The sequence below is a fragment of the Desmonostoc muscorum LEGE 12446 genome (genome assembly GCF_015207005.2).
In the GTDB taxonomy this organism is placed as follows: domain Bacteria; phylum Cyanobacteriota; class Cyanobacteriia; order Cyanobacteriales; family Nostocaceae; genus Nostoc; species Nostoc muscorum.
In genome coordinates this window covers 2,346,025-2,362,620 of record NZ_JADEXS020000001.1, presented here as the reverse complement: position 1 = coordinate 2,362,620, position 16,596 = coordinate 2,346,025, and the positions used below count along the sequence as shown (strand labels likewise).

Below are 16,596 nucleotides of genomic sequence, written 5' to 3'. Positions count from 1 at the left end.
TACTAATAACTATGAATAAAATTGCTTATCTTCAATGTCCGACAGGAATTTCCGGTGATATGTGCCTGGGTGCTTTGGTCAGTTTGGGTGTTCCTGTGGAGTATTTAATTGAAAAACTTAATGGGTTGGGAATTGAACAGGAATATAAGTTAAGAGCAGAATTTGTGCAACGGAATGGTCAGCAGGCGACTAAAGTTCATGTGGATCTAGTAGATCATCATCACCACCACGATCGCGAACACGCTCATCATCACGCACGCCACCTGCCAGAAATAGAGCAGATGATTCTCAAAGCGGGGTTGCCGACACGGGCAGAAGCTTGGAGTTTGGCGGTATTTCGGCAGCTAGCTGTGGCAGAAGGGGCAGTGCATGGGATTTCTCCTGAAAAAGTTCATTTTCATGAGGTGGGGGCTGTAGATGCCATTGTAGATATTGTGGGTACTTGCTTGGGGTTGGATTGGTTGGGGATTGAGAGTAATGACGAAGGGTTGCCCTTACTATATTGCTCGGCGTTTCCGACTGGTGGCGGCACTGTGAGGGCAGCACATGGTCAAATGGCTGTACCAGTACCAGCGGTATTAAAGCTGTGGGAAATGCGGGGTTGCCCAGTTTATAGCAACGGCATTGAACGAGAACTGGTGACACCAACAGGTGCCGCGATCGCCACTACCTTAGCAAGAGAATTTGGTTCACCGCCCCCCATCGCTATCAAGCAGATAGGATTGGGAGCAGGAACCATAAATTTACCCATCCCAAATATTTTACGCCTCTGGCTGGGCGAAAGCGCAATTTTAGAGTCAGATTTGTGCGATTCTGGCGATACTAGCTCAAATCTCGAAACCATATCCGTACTAGAAACCCAAATTGATGATTTAAATCCTCAAGCCATCGGCTATGTGTTTGAGGCTTTGTTTGCGGCTGGTGCGCTGGATGTTTTTACTGTGGCGATCGCTATGAAAAAATCACGTCCAGGAATTTTGCTGACTGTGATTTGTCATCCAGAAAATTTACTCAGTTGTGAAGCGGTGATATTCCGTGAAACCACAACTTTGGGTATTCGGCGAACTAATCAGCAACGCTCGATTTTACAACGAGAAATTCAACAAGTGGAAACTGAATATGGCAAAGTGCGTGTCAAAGTAGCATGGAAAGGGCGATCGCCAGAAAAAGTTATTGCTAACGTGCAGCCAGAATATGAAGATTGTGCAGAATTAGCCCGAAAACATAATATTCCCTGGCGGGAAATTCAACGGCTGGCGCTACAGCGTTGGTATTTAGAAAATCAAAACTAACCTCGTCTGACAATTAATAAACCTAACTTAAAAAGGGGAGTGGGGAGTAGGGGAGGAAACCTTATTCTGAATTCTGAATTTTGACTCCTGAATTCTGAAATTAAAACTCGTCAGAATTCATGCTGAATTTTGACGAGCGGTGCGTTTATTGTTTATTGTTAAACTGGATTTTTGCCACCAGTTAAACGGTTAATTTCAATCAATGTTTTTGACAGCCTTGTTCACTGTGTCAGCTGCATCTTCAGCAGTGCGTTGAATATTTTTGCTGGCATCTTCACCAACACGTTGAGCATTTTTTGTCAAGTCAGTGGTTGCATTCTGAGTATTTCCCTTGATATTTTCAAATCCGCGTTGAGTCCCCTTAACTAAGCCTTCGCGTAATTCTTCAGCAGAGCTACCAACATCTTCACCCAGGTTTTTCACTCTTTCACCCAAGGGCGTACCCTGTTGGATATTTCGGACATATTGCTCGCGGGAGTCAATTCCCTTTTGCTCAATATTTTTTTGAGCATTTTTGATCAGCGCCTCAGCTCTGTCGTTAGCTGCTTTTTCATCTAGTCTCGCTCTGGGATCTACATCACTAAAATTATTTATCCCACCAGAGGGAGAAGAAAGAGGATAATCTTTTGTGGGATCGTATCGTTCCACATTCGGTGCTTGGGCACGAGGCTGGGGTGGCTGTGTTGCTACTCCAGGGGCGCCACAAGCCTGTGTCAGAAAGAGGAATATGCCTGCTAAAAAAACAGTTAACACTTTCAACGGGCGAATATTTTTCAGCCAAGTACCTACTTTTTTCATATTCCTAACTCCTTGCTTTTTTTTGAATAACCTTTATTAAGAATAGGATGAATAAAATAACTTTTACCTCTAGCGCAGGTCACATTTTAATTAGCACAAAAACAATATTTTTATCTAACTTTGGAGAGATATAAAATAATATTCAGGATTCAAAATCCAGAATCCACAAGTCAGAATTAATACCAAATCCATGAAGCAATTTTTACGCTGGATAATTTTAGGCGGAACACTATTTTTTTTAGGGAAAGCCCTGAAGGATAATTGGATTGAAGTGACTGCTATCCACATTGATGGGTTAGGATGGGCAGTTATGGCGATCGCTACACTCGTCACTTTACTAGCACACACTTGGGCTGGCTGGATCTGGACTTGGGTTTTGCAAGAGTTAAATCAACCCGTGTCATCTTCGGAGTTTATCCGAGTTTACCTAAAAACTAATATTGCTAAGTATTTACCAGGTAATATCTGGCATTACTACGGACGAATTCTCGCCGCCAAAAATGCCAATGTTTCTGCTGGTGCAGCCACCTTAAGCGTTTTACTAGAACCGCTACTGATGGCAACGGCTGCTTTAATTATCATTATTCTATTCAGTAGTCAGTTTGCAGCGAATAATACCACATCGGTTGTACAAATCTTACAATTGCTGAGTTTAGCTGTGGTGCTTTGTGCAGTTCATCCGCGATTTTTGAACCCAGCTATTCGCTTTTCGTACAAACTGAAGGCAAAAAAATCCGATCCTAATACTCAGCCAAGTGTCGTTTTAACTATTAAACGCTATCCCCTACGACCTTTGTTAGGGGAATTGGGCTTTTTAAGTTTGCGTGGCATCGGCTTCATTTTAACTGTCTTTGCACTAAATTCTCTTAATTGGAGTCAAATTCCTTTATTGCTGGGGGCTTTTAGTTGTGCTTGGTTGCTGGGGTTAGTGGTTCCCGGTGCGCCTGGTGGGTTAGGTGTGTTTGAAGCGACTGCTTATGAACTTTTGCGACACCAGTTTCCAGCTGCCTTAGTGTTTAGTGCGATCGCTCTATATCGTCTCGTTAGTATTCTAGCTGAAACTGTCGGTGCTGCCTTAGCTTGGTTACACGAACGCTTTGCCAAGTCATGAGTTTTGAGTTAACACCATTTTGGATTGTGAACGTGAGTGAGATAACTTGTTCTCTTTTCATCCAGAGGATGTTAGACAATACACTGATTTTGCGGTTGCTTGATTTCCAAAAGATGCGACCGTCCAGTGGCAATTTATGGTTAAATTGAGGATGCGATCGCTACTAAATATAATTCAACTAATCAGGTAAAAACTCTTCATCTAAACATTCATCCGCAGTCAACGGAGACTCTAGAGGAAAAGTATCAAGTGATAAACCAGTTTCATCACTGGGTTGCTTTCTGGCATCTTGATAACACTCTGGTAAAACTTCTTGAAAATATGGTTTTAAACTAGGACTATCTTTAAAAGTTATTCTCAACCTGCGGCGATGTTCTCTAATAGTTCCCTTCCAGCTATTAGAGCGTTTTTCTGGCTGATATTTATATTTTAGTAGATGCATTAGTAGAACAACTAAATTACTCGCAAGCGCGTGTTTTTCACTTCTACCCATGCTTTCAATCTCTTCGATCAGATTTTCTAAATCAACCTCAGAAAATCTGCCTTCTTTTAATTGTTTAGCAGTTGTCTCTATCCACAAATAAAAATCTTGGTCGTAAAGATGAGAGTTTGTAAAGACTGTTGGTTGAGGCGCTGTCATCTAATTTTTCAACCTCCCAAATTCCAAGCATTAAGCTTGATTTCATCCGGCTTTTGCTATGCCCATGATATATCTAAATAGATTGCTTTTGGGCTGATCCCAAATGCAACTCGAAACTTCGCAAGTAGCAGGGTAAGTAGATGATAACAAAATCTGCCAGTTACAAAGGTTGCTGGTGCGATCGCCAACATTAATGTAACCAGACCCAAAAGTTGTCAGGGTCTGGAAGCATAAGCGAGGATTTTAGTGTCACTTAAAGGATAATGTGGCCGTTTTTAAAGCATAAAGTGGCGGCAGGACAGAACCTATGACACAAGCGTATTTGAAAGAATTGAATGCGATCGCTTCTAAAGTATAGCGAAAGTAGGGCGACAGAAAAATAAGCATTCCAGCTTTTTAGGGCGGCCACATTATCCTTTAATTCCGGCCATCTTTTCCTTTAAGTGACAGCAAGGTTATCAGTTTTCAGTAAATTTAATGGGGGTGGAGGGACTTGAACCCACACGACCTTTTACGGTCAACGGATTTTCATTCTCCCGCAGTTTTCACTGCTACTTGATGGCAATAGCCGCTTCAAGTTTTAAGAATTGGACTCTCCCTTTACCCTCGACTTTACGTTAGGGTAGCTCCCGTCGGGTCTCTGCACCTTCCCTCAATTTTGGATTTTGGATTTTGGATTTTGGATTGAAAACTAATCCCAAATCTCAAATTGCAAATCTCAAATTTTCGGGCTTGGCTCAGGATTGCCATGTCTGTTACCAGATTTAGGTTTCCCTGAGTTTGAGAGCTTCCACTTGAGGGATTTCTCCTTCAAGGCTCAGTTATCTAAGTCCGTAGCGTCTACCATTCCGCCACACCCCCGCAGGTGTTTGCTAACTATTTATTTTGTAGAGGCAGCAAATACCTCCTCATCTATTCCACCATCAATTGTGTCTTTTGTCCAACTAGATTGAAATTATTTTTTCCAATTGGAAGTTTTTTTGTTTTTTCCTAACCAATTTGGATGGATATTTTCGAGCTTGTCTGACAATAGCATTTGTTTGCTAGTGGATAGCATTGATTTGCTACTGAGTTAATCATCATAGCATCATACACCAGACATATGTCAATTTTACTAGCGGTTTTTCTCAAAATCCTTTTAGTCCTGAGTGAGAAGTTCAGAGTTATTCTCCCCCATCCCCCTCATCTCCCCCACTCCCCACTCCCCCCATTTCTTAAAAGCATCATGACTATACTTCCCTGAGTTTGTCTGTTCAGCCTATGATGAGAAATAGATGCTTAGACACAAAAGTTATGATTGTCGCCCTGCTGTATCTGATTTTGGCTGGAGCCTACCTTTTGGTAATCCCGATCGCTGTCTTGTTCTACCTGAAGCAGCGTTGGTATGTGGCTAGCTCCATCGAGCGCCTGTTTATGTACTTTTTGGTGTTTTTCTTCTTTCCGGGTTTATTGGTTTTATCGCCGGTGGTAAATTTGCGACCACGGCCGCGACAAATTGAAGTTTAACTAGATTGGTAGGTCATAACTCTCATGCGACGGATTGACGCTATTGGAATTGGCTTAGGCGTTTTTATTGCCGGCGGCTTGGCGTATGTAGGATTACAGCTAGTCGGCTTCGATAATCAGCAAGCTGGTATATGGAGCCAAGTCTTACTAGTGGCTGCGTTAGTTGGCTGGTTAGCTACCTATTTTTTCCGCGCGGTGGGACAAAAAATGACCTACCACGAACAGCGGGAACAGTATGAGCAAGAATTTCTGCAACAGCGCTTGGAAGAACTAACTCCCGAAGAACTAGCACGAATTCAAGCCCAGATAGAACAAGAAGAGCAGTCTCAGGTGTAAAGTGATCATTGGTCAGTTGTCATTTGTTTTTTGTCATTTGCAAATAACTCATGACCAATGACCAATGACCAATGACCAACGACTAATGACTAATGACTGCAATTTCTGATTGCTTTGAAACCCTCAGGCACAATCGTGAGTGTGCTTTGATTCCATTTATCACAGCTGGCGACCCAGATTTAGAAACAACAGCAGCAGCGTTGCAAATTCTCGATCGCAGTGGGGCAGATATTATTGAACTGGGTGTACCATATTCCGATCCTCTAGCGGATGGACCAGTGATTCAAGCAGCTGCTACCCGCGCCCTGCAAAGGGGAACGAAATTTGAGTCGGTGCTAGAAATGCTGCAAGCAACTACACCGAAAATCCGATCGCCCATCGTCCTATTTACCTATTACAACCCAATTTTGCACCGTGGCATTGAAAAATTTCTCTCTTCAGTCGCTGCCGCTGGGGTAGCAGGATTGGTAGTACCTGACTTACCCTTAGAAGAAGCTGCGGGTCTGTTACAACCAGCTGGTGAAATGGGAATTGATGTCACCTTATTGGTAGCTCCCACCAGTTCCGCCGAACGGATACAAGCCATCGCCCAGTCTTCCCAAGGATTTATTTATTTAGTCAGCGTCACAGGCGTGACGGGGATGCGATCGCAAGTCCAAACGCGAGTATCAGATTTACTAAAACAGATTCGTAGTGTTACTGATAAACCCATTGGTGTAGGCTTTGGAATCTCCGAGCCTGACCAAGCCCGTCAAGTACGGGAATGGGGAGCAGATGGGGTGGCTGTAGGTAGCGCTTTTGTGAAGCGGTTAGCAGAAGGTACACCAGAACAGGGACTAAATGCGATCGGCCAATTTTGCCAAAGTCTCAAAGCAGCCATCAAAACCACTCACAGCACAAATACTCATGTTGATTAGAGCGGGAAAGTAGATTACAAAAGTGTAACAGCGTAGTTTTTTTATCCTAAGTTTAGTAGACAATTTGACTGTTCTGGTCTTGAATATTAACATCAGATATCAAGATGTAAAAAAACTAGCTGATAGAGTCGCTTATAGTCTGAGTATTATGTGAAGTGGTCAAAAATTATGAGTGTGAGAGTGAATCAGTCAGAGATAGTTATAGTTATGTTGCAGTTGAGGGGCAAAGGCGATGAGTGAGAGTATGGCATTTATCGGTGGGGTCGCTGTGGCTGGACTGGCGGCTCTGGTATTGCTCAAAGGGACAAATACCCCCCTACAACCTAACTTCGCTGTTGCTCCGCAAATACCCGGTGTAGTACAGCCCCAGGTTATGCCGCCACAAGTGCAATATCCTCCTGGGTATTATGGGCAACAACCAATTTATCCTAATACCCAGCCAACGCCTCCAAATTCTGACCAGCGTCTAGAAATGGAAAAGCTGAACATGCAGATGGAGAGTTTAAAAAAGGACAATGAACAGCTGAAGTTGTTCAACCAACAACTCCAGGGTCAAGTCCAAAATTTCAATACTCAGCAGCAGTGGCAATTAGCCCAGCAGAATAACCAACAAAAAACAGCAGCATTCCAACCGCAAAATCCTTGGTGGTCTTCACCAATGCTTTGGGCAGTGGGAGGCGCTACTCTCACTATTGGCGGTGGTGTCGTCGTTGCTGGAGTATTGGCTTTGTTCTCGCCACGCCAGCGTCCAAGCCGTACTGTACAAGTGATTCACCCTTATCAAGGAGCGACACCACCCTTGGTTCCGGTACGTCGCGCTGAGTTTCTGCCTGCTTCTCGTGTAGAAGCAAGACGAGTTGAAGCCCCAGAATACGACGAAATGCACTGATAGGGAAAATTTAGAATTCAGGAATCAGAATCATTTTAAAAGTCGCTCTCCCAAGTTTGGGAGAGAGATTCAGGGTGAGAGCAATGATTCATGCAACAAGTGTAATGAACATTTTTGTTGCCTAACAAATGCTACTTGATAAAAATCGCACATCGCGCTAGTCTTCATTGACGTAACTGCACGCTGTGACATTAGGCGATGACAAATCAATCCTCCCCGAAAATTCCCTCTTGCACTTGGAATCGTCCCATCGGTTTAGGCTGGGATAAGCCCTACACTGTGCGCTACCCAAGTAATCTTGATGATGGCCCTTGGCATGGTATGCCATTAGGTGGCTTTGGTGCAGGTTGCATCGGTCGTTCTTCGCGGGGAGACTTTAATTTATGGCACATTGATGGCGGTGAGCATATCTTCAGAAACGTCCCCGCCTGTCAATTCAGTGTATTTGAGTCCAATGGTACATCTTCCCAAGCCTATGCTTTATCTACCCAAGCACCTGAGGATGGTAGCCTCAAAGCATGGCAATGGTATCCAGGGAGTAGAACAGGGGGAGCAGGGGAGCAGGGGAGCAGGGGAGAAGTTAACCCCATCAAACAACACAAAACTGGCGAATATCACGCGCTGTATCCCCGTAGCTGGTTTGTGTATGAAAATATTTTTCAAGCCCAGTTGACTTGTGAGCAGTTTTCCCCTGTATGGGCAAACAATTACCAGGAAACTAGCTACCCTGTGGCGGTGTTTCTTTGGAATGCTCACAACCCCACAAATGCACCTATTACTCTGGGCATCATGTTTACCTGGGAAAATATGGTGGGTTGGTTTACTAATGCCCTCAAATCTCCTCAAGTGCAGGTGCGGGATGATGGGAGTCCAGTTTATGAATACCAACCGCGCTGGGGCGAAAGTCAAGGAAACTACAATCACATTGTGGAAAATACACAACAGGTTGCTTGTGTTTTAGGCCGGGTTGGTAGTGAAAAGCCTTTGGAAGAAGGGGATGGAACCTGGTGTATTGCGACGTTGAAAGATCCCCGATTAGAACTATTTTATCACACCCGCTGGAATCCTGCTGGTACGGGTGAAGATGTCTGGCAAAGCTTTGCTGAAGATGGTTCTTTACCTAATTATCAAGACACAACTCCAGTAACAGAAAATACACAACTAGCAGCTGCGATCGCACTTCGTTTTACTCTCCAACCAGGCGAAACTCTAGAAATCCCCTTTGTGCTGGCTTGGGATTTGCCCATCACAGAATTTGCCGCCGGGATAAATTATTATCGCAGATACACAGACTTTTTTGGTAAAGATGGTAGTAATGCTTGGACGATCGCATCTACTGCCTTAGAACAATACCAAACTTGGCGATCGCAAATTCAAAGTTGGCAACAACCCATTCTCGACCGCAAAGATTTACCTTGTTGGTTCAAAATGGCGTTGTTTAATGAGCTTTACGACCTCACCAGTGGTGGTACTCTCTGGAGTGCGGCATCAAAACTTGACCCCATCGGTCAGTTTGCGGTGTTAGAGTGCTTAGATTACCGCTGGTATGAAAGTCTAGATGTACGGCTGTATGGTTCTTTTGCCCTGCTGATGCTGTTTCCAGAATTAGAAAAGTCAGTGATGCGGGCATTTGCACGGGCAATTCCCCAAGGTGATGATACTCCCCGAATCATTGGCTATTACATGACAATCAAAGCCGAAAGTCCCCTTGCTGTCCGTAAAGCCGTTGGTGCAACACCCCACGATTTAGGCGCACCTAATGAACACGTTTGGGAGAAAACTAACTACACCAGCTATCAAGACTGCAATTTATGGAAAGATTTAGGTAGTGATTTTGTATTGCAAGTATACCGAGATTTTCTGCTTACGGGTGCTGAGGATGTGGAATTTTTAGCAGACTGTTGGAATGCCATCGTTCAAACCCTCGACTACCTGAAAAATTTTGACTTAGATGGCGATGGTATTCCCGAAAATTCTGGTGCCCCTGACCAAACATTTGATGATTGGCGATTGCAAGGTGTCAGTGCCTATTGTGGTGGGTTGTGGTTAGCGGCGCTAGAAGCTGCGATCGCCATTAGTGATGTATTATTAACGAACCGCAGAGGCGCAGAGAACACAGAGGAGTTAAGGATACAAAAATCCATCTATGAAACTTGGTTAGAACAATCCCGCCCAATCTATCAAGAAAAACTTTGGAATGGACAATATTATCGACTTGATAGTGAAAGTGGTTCTGATGTGGTGATGGCAGATCAATTGTGCGGACAGTTCTACGCTAGGTTGCTAGGATTACCTGATATTGTACCGAGCGATCGCGCCCTCTCTGCCCTCAAAACTGTTTATGATGCCTGCTTTTTGAAATTCTGCGATGGTAAATTTGGTGCTGCTAACGGTGTTCGTCCCGACGGTTCCCCAGAAAACCCCAAAGCTACTCATCCTTTGGAAGTCTGGACGGGAATAAACTTTGGTTTGGCCGCTTTTCTTGTGCAGATGGGAATGAAAGATGAAGCATTGAAGTTGACACAAGCTGTAGTGCAGCAAATTTACGATAATGGGCTGCAATTTCGCACACCTGAAGCTATCACCGCAGCTGGTACTTTTCGCGCCTGCACTTACCTGCGGCCAATGGCAATCTGGGGAATTTATTTAGTGATTAATTAATTTGGCAAATGTACTCTCTCTTCGGCTGGAAAAATAGCTGACTTTTCATTGTTATCTGCAAAACCTTGCTCCTGGTAGGATTAGAATACTGTTGGCTAATCATGGGTCACACCCCAGACTCGACAATTTTTCCCTATTCCAACACATGTAAAGACGTTGCAATGCAACGTCTCTACCAACCATTTTGTGGGTAAACCAGGGGTCTGACCCTTGATTCGGCAGATGCATCCTTGTAGGGTAGAGGTTTTAAATTATCGAAAAATTGGGTTTAAAACCTCATAAACTAAGTCGTAAATTAGTGGACGAAAACCAAGTCATAGTTGTAGAAAACCTAGCAGTTAAGAACATGGTCAAAAACCACAAACTTGCCTTAGCTATTAGTGATGCTGGGTGGGGTCAATTTTGCACCATGTTGAAATACAAAGCGGAATGGAAAGGAAAGGTTTACATCGAAGTCGATAGATTTTTCCCCAGTTCAAAAACTTGTAATCACTGCTTGCACCAAGTAAATAGCTTAGGTTTAGATATTCGTAGCTGGCAATGTCCTAAATGCGGCACTGTACACCATAGGGATATTAATGCAGCCACGAATATTAGAGATGAAGGTTTACGATTTTTGGCGGGAGGGCATCTCGCTACTGCTTCTGGACAACGTGTAAGACCGTCTAAGGGCACTGCCTTTAGAGGCGATGTTGGTTGAAGGAAGAATCTTCGCCCTTATAGGACGGAGAGTTGTCAACCCCTTCCAACAACAAAGTTTTCCCTAACTCTCTTCTCCCCTACTCCCTACTCCCCACTCCCCGATTTTTCCACATAACGTGAAAAGTCAGAGTCTACATTTGTGATTTTATTTTCCGAGTGTTTCCGGAGGCGAAGGAAAATTTCAGTAATTGTAAGAGTTAAAGGATTGAGAATTCAAGACTACTGTTTCAAAAAATGCAAATATTTCTAGGTTTAGCGATAAACATTGCTAATATTTTCCAGGCTATGTTCAGGAGAAAACTGGCCATATTCCAAAGACAAACGCTAAGACCTCTAGACTTTGCGTAACTTCGGGTGGGTAGACCTTACAGGTAGTTTTCTCTCTGTTGTAGCAGAAGTAGCCCAAACTTTGGGATGTGAAGTGCTAGTAGTTGGGGCAAGTCCAAATCAACCGGACTAATATCATAACCCGTAGATAGCTTATTGGCAAGAAATTTCTGATCTATTTGTCTGGCAAGGAGAAAAAATTGCGTAGGGGCAGCCCAACCCAGGCAGGCATCGCCCACTGAATTAAGACAATTCTGATTTTGAATCAAGCAACTAGCACCCAAACATTGAGTAGGAACGCCAATTTCAAGAGAAATTAACCCAAATTAGTGAATATCCTACTAAATTCATCATCTCTCACGGTCTCTCCACCATTGGTCATGCAGACTATACCTTGTTTTAGACCGAGGTATCTTATTTAAATAAGGCATTCATCAATAATTGATGCTAATTAACATTTTTATTAAAAAAAACAACCCTATAAATAAATTTTTAATCTTATATATTGCAATATTTTAAAGTTAGATTTAAATAGAGTTTGCTCTTGGATTAATTATTTTTTACATCATTTATTTATAACTCAATTCACAATTAATTACTAAATAATATATACGCTTAACTTGCCACAGATTTCTCTTTGTTTATGCCGTGAAATTCTTAACACATTGTAAAAGAATTACTTTAGGCTTGAACAAATATCTGGATAGTATCAAAAGATTCAATTCAATAGCTATATTAACTATTAGATAATTATTATTTGATTTTTCTGTAGATTCTTTTGAAGAAATATGCTGAAAGCCTATAAATAGAAGGATTAAGGCTAAACCTAATAAGATTATTTATTTGAAAATACATAAAAAAATTTCAATAAAGACTCCCAGTGAATTTATTTGTAATACTATACATTCTCCCTAAAAATAGAAGTTTTTTATTTAATAATCAGTGTTACTATCGTCTAGTTACTAGACAATAATAAGGGGTTTAAATTGATATTGCCTGAGGGGTAAGACCCCTCATTATTTAACAAAGAGGACAAAATCAAAAGTTGCACAATACATAAGTAAATATTGAGATTTGATCAGTAAATTTAAATTATAAATCTGCTAATATAGCAGATGACATTAACCGCAAAAAATAGTATAAATACAAATGGCGTTGTTAACGCCCAAGGATAAATAATTTTTTCTACTAGTCTAAAAAAGTTTAGAAATTTACCGGAAATGCTTTGATTCTACTAGTAATAGTTTATACAAGCTAAATTTCAGAAAAAATTTATTGAATTAGGAGTTGAGAAAGTTTAAGAGGACAAAGAACTGCATCTACCAATAGCTACGCCGAGAGTTGAAAGCTCTGATAGCCAGTGAGAATTTGGGAAATTTATCTACGCGCCTGTTGATGGAATTGTTTATCAACATCCAACATCGCCCCTTACCGATTATTTTCCCGAAGCGATTAAACACCTGTAAGTGTAGTTTGTAAGCCGAAACACCAAGAATTGCAGAAACCAAACTAGTTTACTTTACCCAAGAGAACTAAAAACTATGAATCAAGACATTGCTAGTATTAGTAGTAACTTAGACAAGACAATGAAGGCTCAACAATTTGATAAAGTAGTTGAAGCAATTCTGGCTGGAAAGTATTCCTGGGCGTGTGTTTTAATGCTGCGATTTGCTGGTTATAATCCTCTTCATTACATTCCATATCGTACCTATAATCGATTGCTCAAAGAAAACTCTCAAGCTAGCAGAGTAAACCAACAGCAAAGTGAAAACATAAAACTGCTCAAACAGCCCAACGATTCCAGATCTGATAGTAATCTATCATCAAGTTGCTTAACTAAAATTAAAGATATACCTTATCTTGAAGTAGTTGGAAAGCAAAAAACAGAAGTCCGTGGTAGTAGTTTGGATCGGAGATTGGCACAGTAAATTAAGGAATATCAATCCATCGAATCACAAATCAAACTGAAAGGAAGGAAAGACATTTATTTGAGATACTTGAGATTCAATTAAAAAATATTTTGCATCAATAGATTTTGCTTGAGACTTGGTTGAGTCTCTAAGATACTGCCATGCTGTTTTTTAATGCGTGGCAGATTTTTCATAAATCTGCCAAAATGGCAAATTTATACTGATGAGATTGGTATACTCAAAATAACAACTTCAATCGAAATAGAGGTGAGTGGCAGGTAAGTTAATTTAAAAAATAAAATCAATGATTTAGTTCTCAACATGAAATAGGTCAAACTGACTATAAAAGTAGTCAGCATTTCATGTACTAGATAATTCTTACACCAAGACCAATTATCTAACCGTTGCTACTGGTGGTTCTTTTTCCGAGAAAGTCCAAGCAAAGAAAATTTGGAGAGGTGGCTTCCCCCAAACCAAATTTTATACAGTCTTCACCGAACTGCAGACGGTGGGAGTCATGCTGATAAAGCTTTCTATATTGTGGTTGGTGTTGCTTTAATTAATAAAGCAAACGCTTAGCACCAACACCAAGAACGGAAATAGAAAAGTTACGGTTAAATGTTTGTCGTGGCTGGTAGAACTAGTAGCTTATACGCTTCTCTTTCGACTATTGTAATCCTAGTCCTCCCAACCTGGATTATCTCTGGTATATAAATTTTCAATTTATATAGTAATAACTGGAAGTTCAAAACTTGAATAGCTTCCAGTTTTTTATTGTAAATAAAAACAGGTTGAGCAAATTTCTTGCCCAACCTGTTTTTGCATTGTTCTATATTAATCCAAAAATGAATTAAACCTTAGCTAATTCTGGGGTAGGACGCTTGCTGTTGCGAATTGCTGTAATAGCCTGTGCATAATCATTGGTATTAAATACGGCTGAACCAGCGACCACCGCATTGGCTCCCGCTTCCAAAACTTGCCAGGTATTATTTGCTTTCAGACCTCCATCAACTTCAATCCAGGGGTCGAGGCCGCGTTCGTCGCACAATTGGCGCAGCTTACGGATTTTGGGTAACACACCAGGGATAAAGCTTTGACCACCAAAGCCAGGGTTTACGCTCATAATCAGTACTAAATCGCACAGTTCCAGAACGTATTCAATTAACTCTAGAGGGGTACCAGGATTAAGTACAACTCCAGCTTTCTTACCAAGCTCTTTAATTTGTCCTAAAGTGCGGTGTAGGTGTGGGGAAGCATTATGTTCTGCATGTACAGAGATAATATCAGCACCGGCTTTAGCAAATCCCTCTACATACTTTTCTGGCTCCACAATCATCAAGTGGACATCCAGTGGCTTGGTCGTAACTGGACGAATCGCCTCCACAACCAGAGGGCCTATCGTAATATTAGGTACAAAACGACCGTCCATTACATCAACATGAATCCAATCCGCTCCAGCCTCGTCTACGGCGCGAACTTCGTCACCCAAACGACTAAAATCGGCTGATAAGATAGATGGAGCAATTACAATGGGCTTTTGAGATAGGTTTTGGGTCATGGCTAGTGGGTTTTTAAGCGTCCTCGTCTGTAAGCATTGTAACAAAATATTGAGCCTGATCTCATAACTTTGATCCCGGCTTTTTTGGGGAGTGGGGAGTGGGGAGTGGGGAGCAGGGGGAGCAGGGGGAGACAAATCTTTCCCCTTGTCCCCCCATCCTCTTCCCAATGCCCAATCCCCACTTGCCCTGAGCAAAGCCGAAGGAATGCCCAATGTCCCATGCCCAATAACAAATGACAAATGACAAATGACAAATGACTAAAAAACTAACCTGGATAATTTGGGGATTGGGTGCTTCGTGTCTGAGTGCGCCGGTAATTGCTTCAGCTTTAGAATCCCCCTTGGGAACTAACGGCATTGATGCTCTCAAGCTACACCAAACTCCTTATAATTTAATCGGTCGCAAGATTGCCATTGGTCAGGTGGAAATTGGCCGGCCGGGAATGTTTGGCTGGGATAAGGCAGTGTCTAAAAACCGTGCCATCTCTTTAGCTGCGGTGTTCTTACGCAATGGCCCGGCTAAGTCAAATAGCGGTGTTGACCCCCATGCCTACAATGTTGCTGGTGTGATGGTGAGTCAAGACAAAGGTATACCAGGAGTTGCTCCGGGAGCGCGACTTTACTCGTCTGCTGTCGGTTCTACTAAAAATATGGGTCAGCCAGAAGAGTGCTTATCGGCGCAGCATATAGCGCTGCAAAATAGTGGCGATGTCCGCGCGATTAACTTTAGTTTTGGTGAACCTCTAGGGCGCGATCCTCGACCGGAGGCGACTCTAGACGGTAATGCTTTATTAACTTTATGTGTTGACTGGTCTAGTCGCGTTCATGATGTTTTGTATGCGATCGCTGGCAACCAGGGAAAAGGCGGTATTCCTATTCCTACAGATAATTTTAACGGAATGAACGTGGCTTTTTCATCCCGCAGAGGAGGAGTTTTTAACAAAGTAGATGTTGCTAATCTGGCGGGTGCTAATCAAGGAGCAAGCCGGCGACTAGCCGGGAGGGAGTTTAATATCGGTGGGCGTCGCGCTATCAGTTTAGTTGCTCCTGGTAATAACATTGCTTTACTTAATCCCGATGGCAAATTGAATAAAGTCACAGGGACAAGTTTTGCCGCACCGCAAGTTACCGCTAGTGTTGCTTTGTTGCAGGAACTTGGTGACCGACAGATGCGAACAAAACAACCCCATTGGAGTACAGATTCCCGGCGTCATCAAGTGATGAAAGCTGTATTGCTTAATTCAGCAGACAAAATCCAAGATAGCGGCGATGGTTTGCGTTTGGGAATGACTCGGACGCTAATTGATAAACAAAATCAAGATTGGCTAGGTTCTGATGCTTACAAAGATCCAAAAATTCCCTTGGATGCCCAAATGGGAGCGGGTCATTTAAATGTATTTCGCGCTTATCAGCAATTTAATGGTGGTCAATGGGAGCCGTCAGCTGCGGTGGCGTCTATTGGTTGGGATTATCGCACAATCGATGTTGGCAGCTACGTTGATTATGCCTTAGGGAAACCGTTGAAGCAGGGTAGTTTTGTAGCTATTACTCTGAGTTGGGATCGATTGGTAGAACTCAATGATAGCAATAAGAATCAGCAGTATGACGTGGGTGAAAATTTTCGCAATCGCGGCTTGAATAACCTCGATCTCTACCTAGTCAAAGTTGATGCTCAAAACTCAGATGGTGGCGCTGTTTGTTCTTCAATCAGCCAAATCGATAGTGTAGAACATATTTTCTGCCCCGTCGCTGCTACTGGAAATTACAAAATCCGCGTCCAGTTTCGTCAAAAGTTAAATGAAGCTACTCAATCCTATGGTTTAGCTTGGTGGAGTGTGCCTATTAATTGAAGTAGAAATCCACAAGTACACATCAAACTCAGCCAAGGAGACAACAGGGAATAGTCAAAAGCTATTGTCCAAACGCATCCAACTTATCAATCGCAAACG

13 protein-coding genes are annotated in these 16,596 nt (G+C 42.4%); 10 read left to right on the top strand and 3 right to left on the bottom strand.

The features are described 5' to 3' along the window. Positions 1–11: 11 nt before the first annotated feature. The gene (larC, locus tag IQ276_RS10195) at positions 12–1,292 is read left to right on the top strand and encodes a nickel pincer cofactor biosynthesis protein LarC (protein WP_193923616.1); all 1,281 of its coding nucleotides are present in this window, start codon (positions 12–14) and stop codon (positions 1,290–1,292) included. A gap of 195 nt (positions 1,293–1,487) precedes the next feature. Here the strand turns inward: larC and IQ276_RS10190 are convergent, their stop codons facing one another. After that, positions 1,488–2,090 (bottom strand): hypothetical protein, encoded by a 603-nt coding sequence (locus IQ276_RS10190; RefSeq protein WP_190884316.1) that lies wholly within the window; start codon positions 2,088–2,090, stop codon positions 1,488–1,490. Between the two features lie 190 nt (positions 2,091–2,280). Here IQ276_RS10190 and IQ276_RS10185 point away from each other — a divergent pair, with 190 nt between their 5' ends. Then, positions 2,281–3,201, top strand: a complete 921-nt coding sequence (locus tag IQ276_RS10185; RefSeq protein ID WP_193923626.1) for a lysylphosphatidylglycerol synthase domain-containing protein — start codon at positions 2,281–2,283, stop codon at positions 3,199–3,201. Between the two features lie 178 nt (positions 3,202–3,379). Here the strand turns inward: IQ276_RS10185 and IQ276_RS10180 are convergent, their stop codons facing one another. Next, entirely contained in the window at positions 3,380–3,841 is a 462-nt protein-coding gene (locus IQ276_RS10180) for a DUF29 domain-containing protein (RefSeq protein ID WP_193923628.1), read from the bottom strand. 1,293 nt (positions 3,842–5,134) lie between these two features. Between IQ276_RS10180 and ndhL the strand changes: the two genes are divergently transcribed. From ndhL to IQ276_RS10145, 7 genes are all read left to right on the top strand, one after another. Next, positions 5,135–5,347: an NAD(P)H-quinone oxidoreductase subunit L gene (ndhL, locus tag IQ276_RS10175; RefSeq protein WP_190884252.1), complete on the top strand. Its 213-nt coding sequence runs from the start codon at positions 5,135–5,137 to the stop codon at positions 5,345–5,347. 24 nt (positions 5,348–5,371) lie between these two features. Continuing rightward, complete coding sequence (locus tag IQ276_RS10170; RefSeq protein WP_190884244.1) at positions 5,372–5,683, top strand: DUF3007 family protein; 312 nt, start codon at positions 5,372–5,374, stop codon at positions 5,681–5,683. Positions 5,684–5,775: 92 nt separating this feature from the next. Beyond that, positions 5,776–6,600 (top strand): tryptophan synthase subunit alpha, encoded by an 825-nt coding sequence (gene trpA, locus IQ276_RS10165; protein WP_193924764.1) that lies wholly within the window; start codon positions 5,776–5,778, stop codon positions 6,598–6,600. Positions 6,601–6,832: 232 nt separating this feature from the next. After that, positions 6,833–7,489 carry a bZIP transcription factor gene (locus IQ276_RS10160; RefSeq protein ID WP_190884246.1) on the top strand — a complete coding sequence of 219 codons (657 nt, stop codon included), beginning with the start codon at positions 6,833–6,835 and terminating at the stop codon, positions 7,487–7,489. A gap of 198 nt (positions 7,490–7,687) precedes the next feature. Beyond that, positions 7,688–10,150 carry a GH116 family glycosyl hydrolase gene (locus tag IQ276_RS10155; protein ID WP_235115570.1) on the top strand — a complete coding sequence of 821 codons (2,463 nt, stop codon included), beginning with the start codon at positions 7,688–7,690 and terminating at the stop codon, positions 10,148–10,150. Between the two features lie 262 nt (positions 10,151–10,412). Next, a complete protein-coding gene (locus IQ276_RS10150) occupies positions 10,413–10,850 on the top strand; it encodes an RNA-guided endonuclease InsQ/TnpB family protein (protein WP_255264320.1) in 438 nt (145 codons plus the stop codon). Between the two features lie 1,870 nt (positions 10,851–12,720). After that, positions 12,721–13,107, top strand: a complete 387-nt coding sequence (locus IQ276_RS10145) for a HetP family heterocyst commitment protein (RefSeq protein WP_193921116.1) — start codon at positions 12,721–12,723, stop codon at positions 13,105–13,107. 832 nt (positions 13,108–13,939) lie between these two features. Here IQ276_RS10145 and rpe read toward each other — a convergent pair. Beyond that, entirely contained in the window at positions 13,940–14,647 is a 708-nt protein-coding gene (gene rpe / locus IQ276_RS10140; RefSeq protein ID WP_190884249.1) for a ribulose-phosphate 3-epimerase, read from the bottom strand. 254 nt (positions 14,648–14,901) lie between these two features. Here rpe and IQ276_RS10135 point away from each other — a divergent pair, with 254 nt between their 5' ends. After that, positions 14,902–16,497, top strand: coding sequence for a S8 family serine peptidase (locus IQ276_RS10135; protein ID WP_193923527.1), 1,596 nt, complete (start codon positions 14,902–14,904; stop codon positions 16,495–16,497). Positions 16,498–16,596: the final 99 nt, after the last annotated feature.

Coding starts and splice junctions, on each gene's coding strand:
- larC (WP_193923616.1), top strand. CDS start 12: ATGAATAAAATTGCTTATCTTCAATGTCCGACAGGAATTTCCGGTGAT.
- IQ276_RS10190 (WP_190884316.1), bottom strand. CDS start 2,090: ATGAAAAAAGTAGGTACTTGGCTGAAAAATATTCGCCCGTTGAAAGTG.
- IQ276_RS10185 (WP_193923626.1), top strand. CDS start 2,281: ATGAAGCAATTTTTACGCTGGATAATTTTAGGCGGAACACTATTTTTT.
- IQ276_RS10180 (WP_193923628.1), bottom strand. CDS start 3,841: ATGACAGCGCCTCAACCAACAGTCTTTACAAACTCTCATCTTTACGAC.
- ndhL (WP_190884252.1), top strand. CDS start 5,135: ATGATTGTCGCCCTGCTGTATCTGATTTTGGCTGGAGCCTACCTTTTG.
- IQ276_RS10170 (WP_190884244.1), top strand. CDS start 5,372: ATGCGACGGATTGACGCTATTGGAATTGGCTTAGGCGTTTTTATTGCC.
- trpA (WP_193924764.1), top strand. CDS start 5,776: ATGACTGCAATTTCTGATTGCTTTGAAACCCTCAGGCACAATCGTGAG.
- IQ276_RS10160 (WP_190884246.1), top strand. CDS start 6,833: ATGAGTGAGAGTATGGCATTTATCGGTGGGGTCGCTGTGGCTGGACTG.
- IQ276_RS10155 (WP_235115570.1), top strand. CDS start 7,688: ATGACAAATCAATCCTCCCCGAAAATTCCCTCTTGCACTTGGAATCGT.
- IQ276_RS10145 (WP_193921116.1), top strand. CDS start 12,721: ATGAATCAAGACATTGCTAGTATTAGTAGTAACTTAGACAAGACAATG.
- rpe (WP_190884249.1), bottom strand. CDS start 14,647: ATGACCCAAAACCTATCTCAAAAGCCCATTGTAATTGCTCCATCTATC.
- IQ276_RS10135 (WP_193923527.1), top strand. CDS start 14,902: ATGACTAAAAAACTAACCTGGATAATTTGGGGATTGGGTGCTTCGTGT.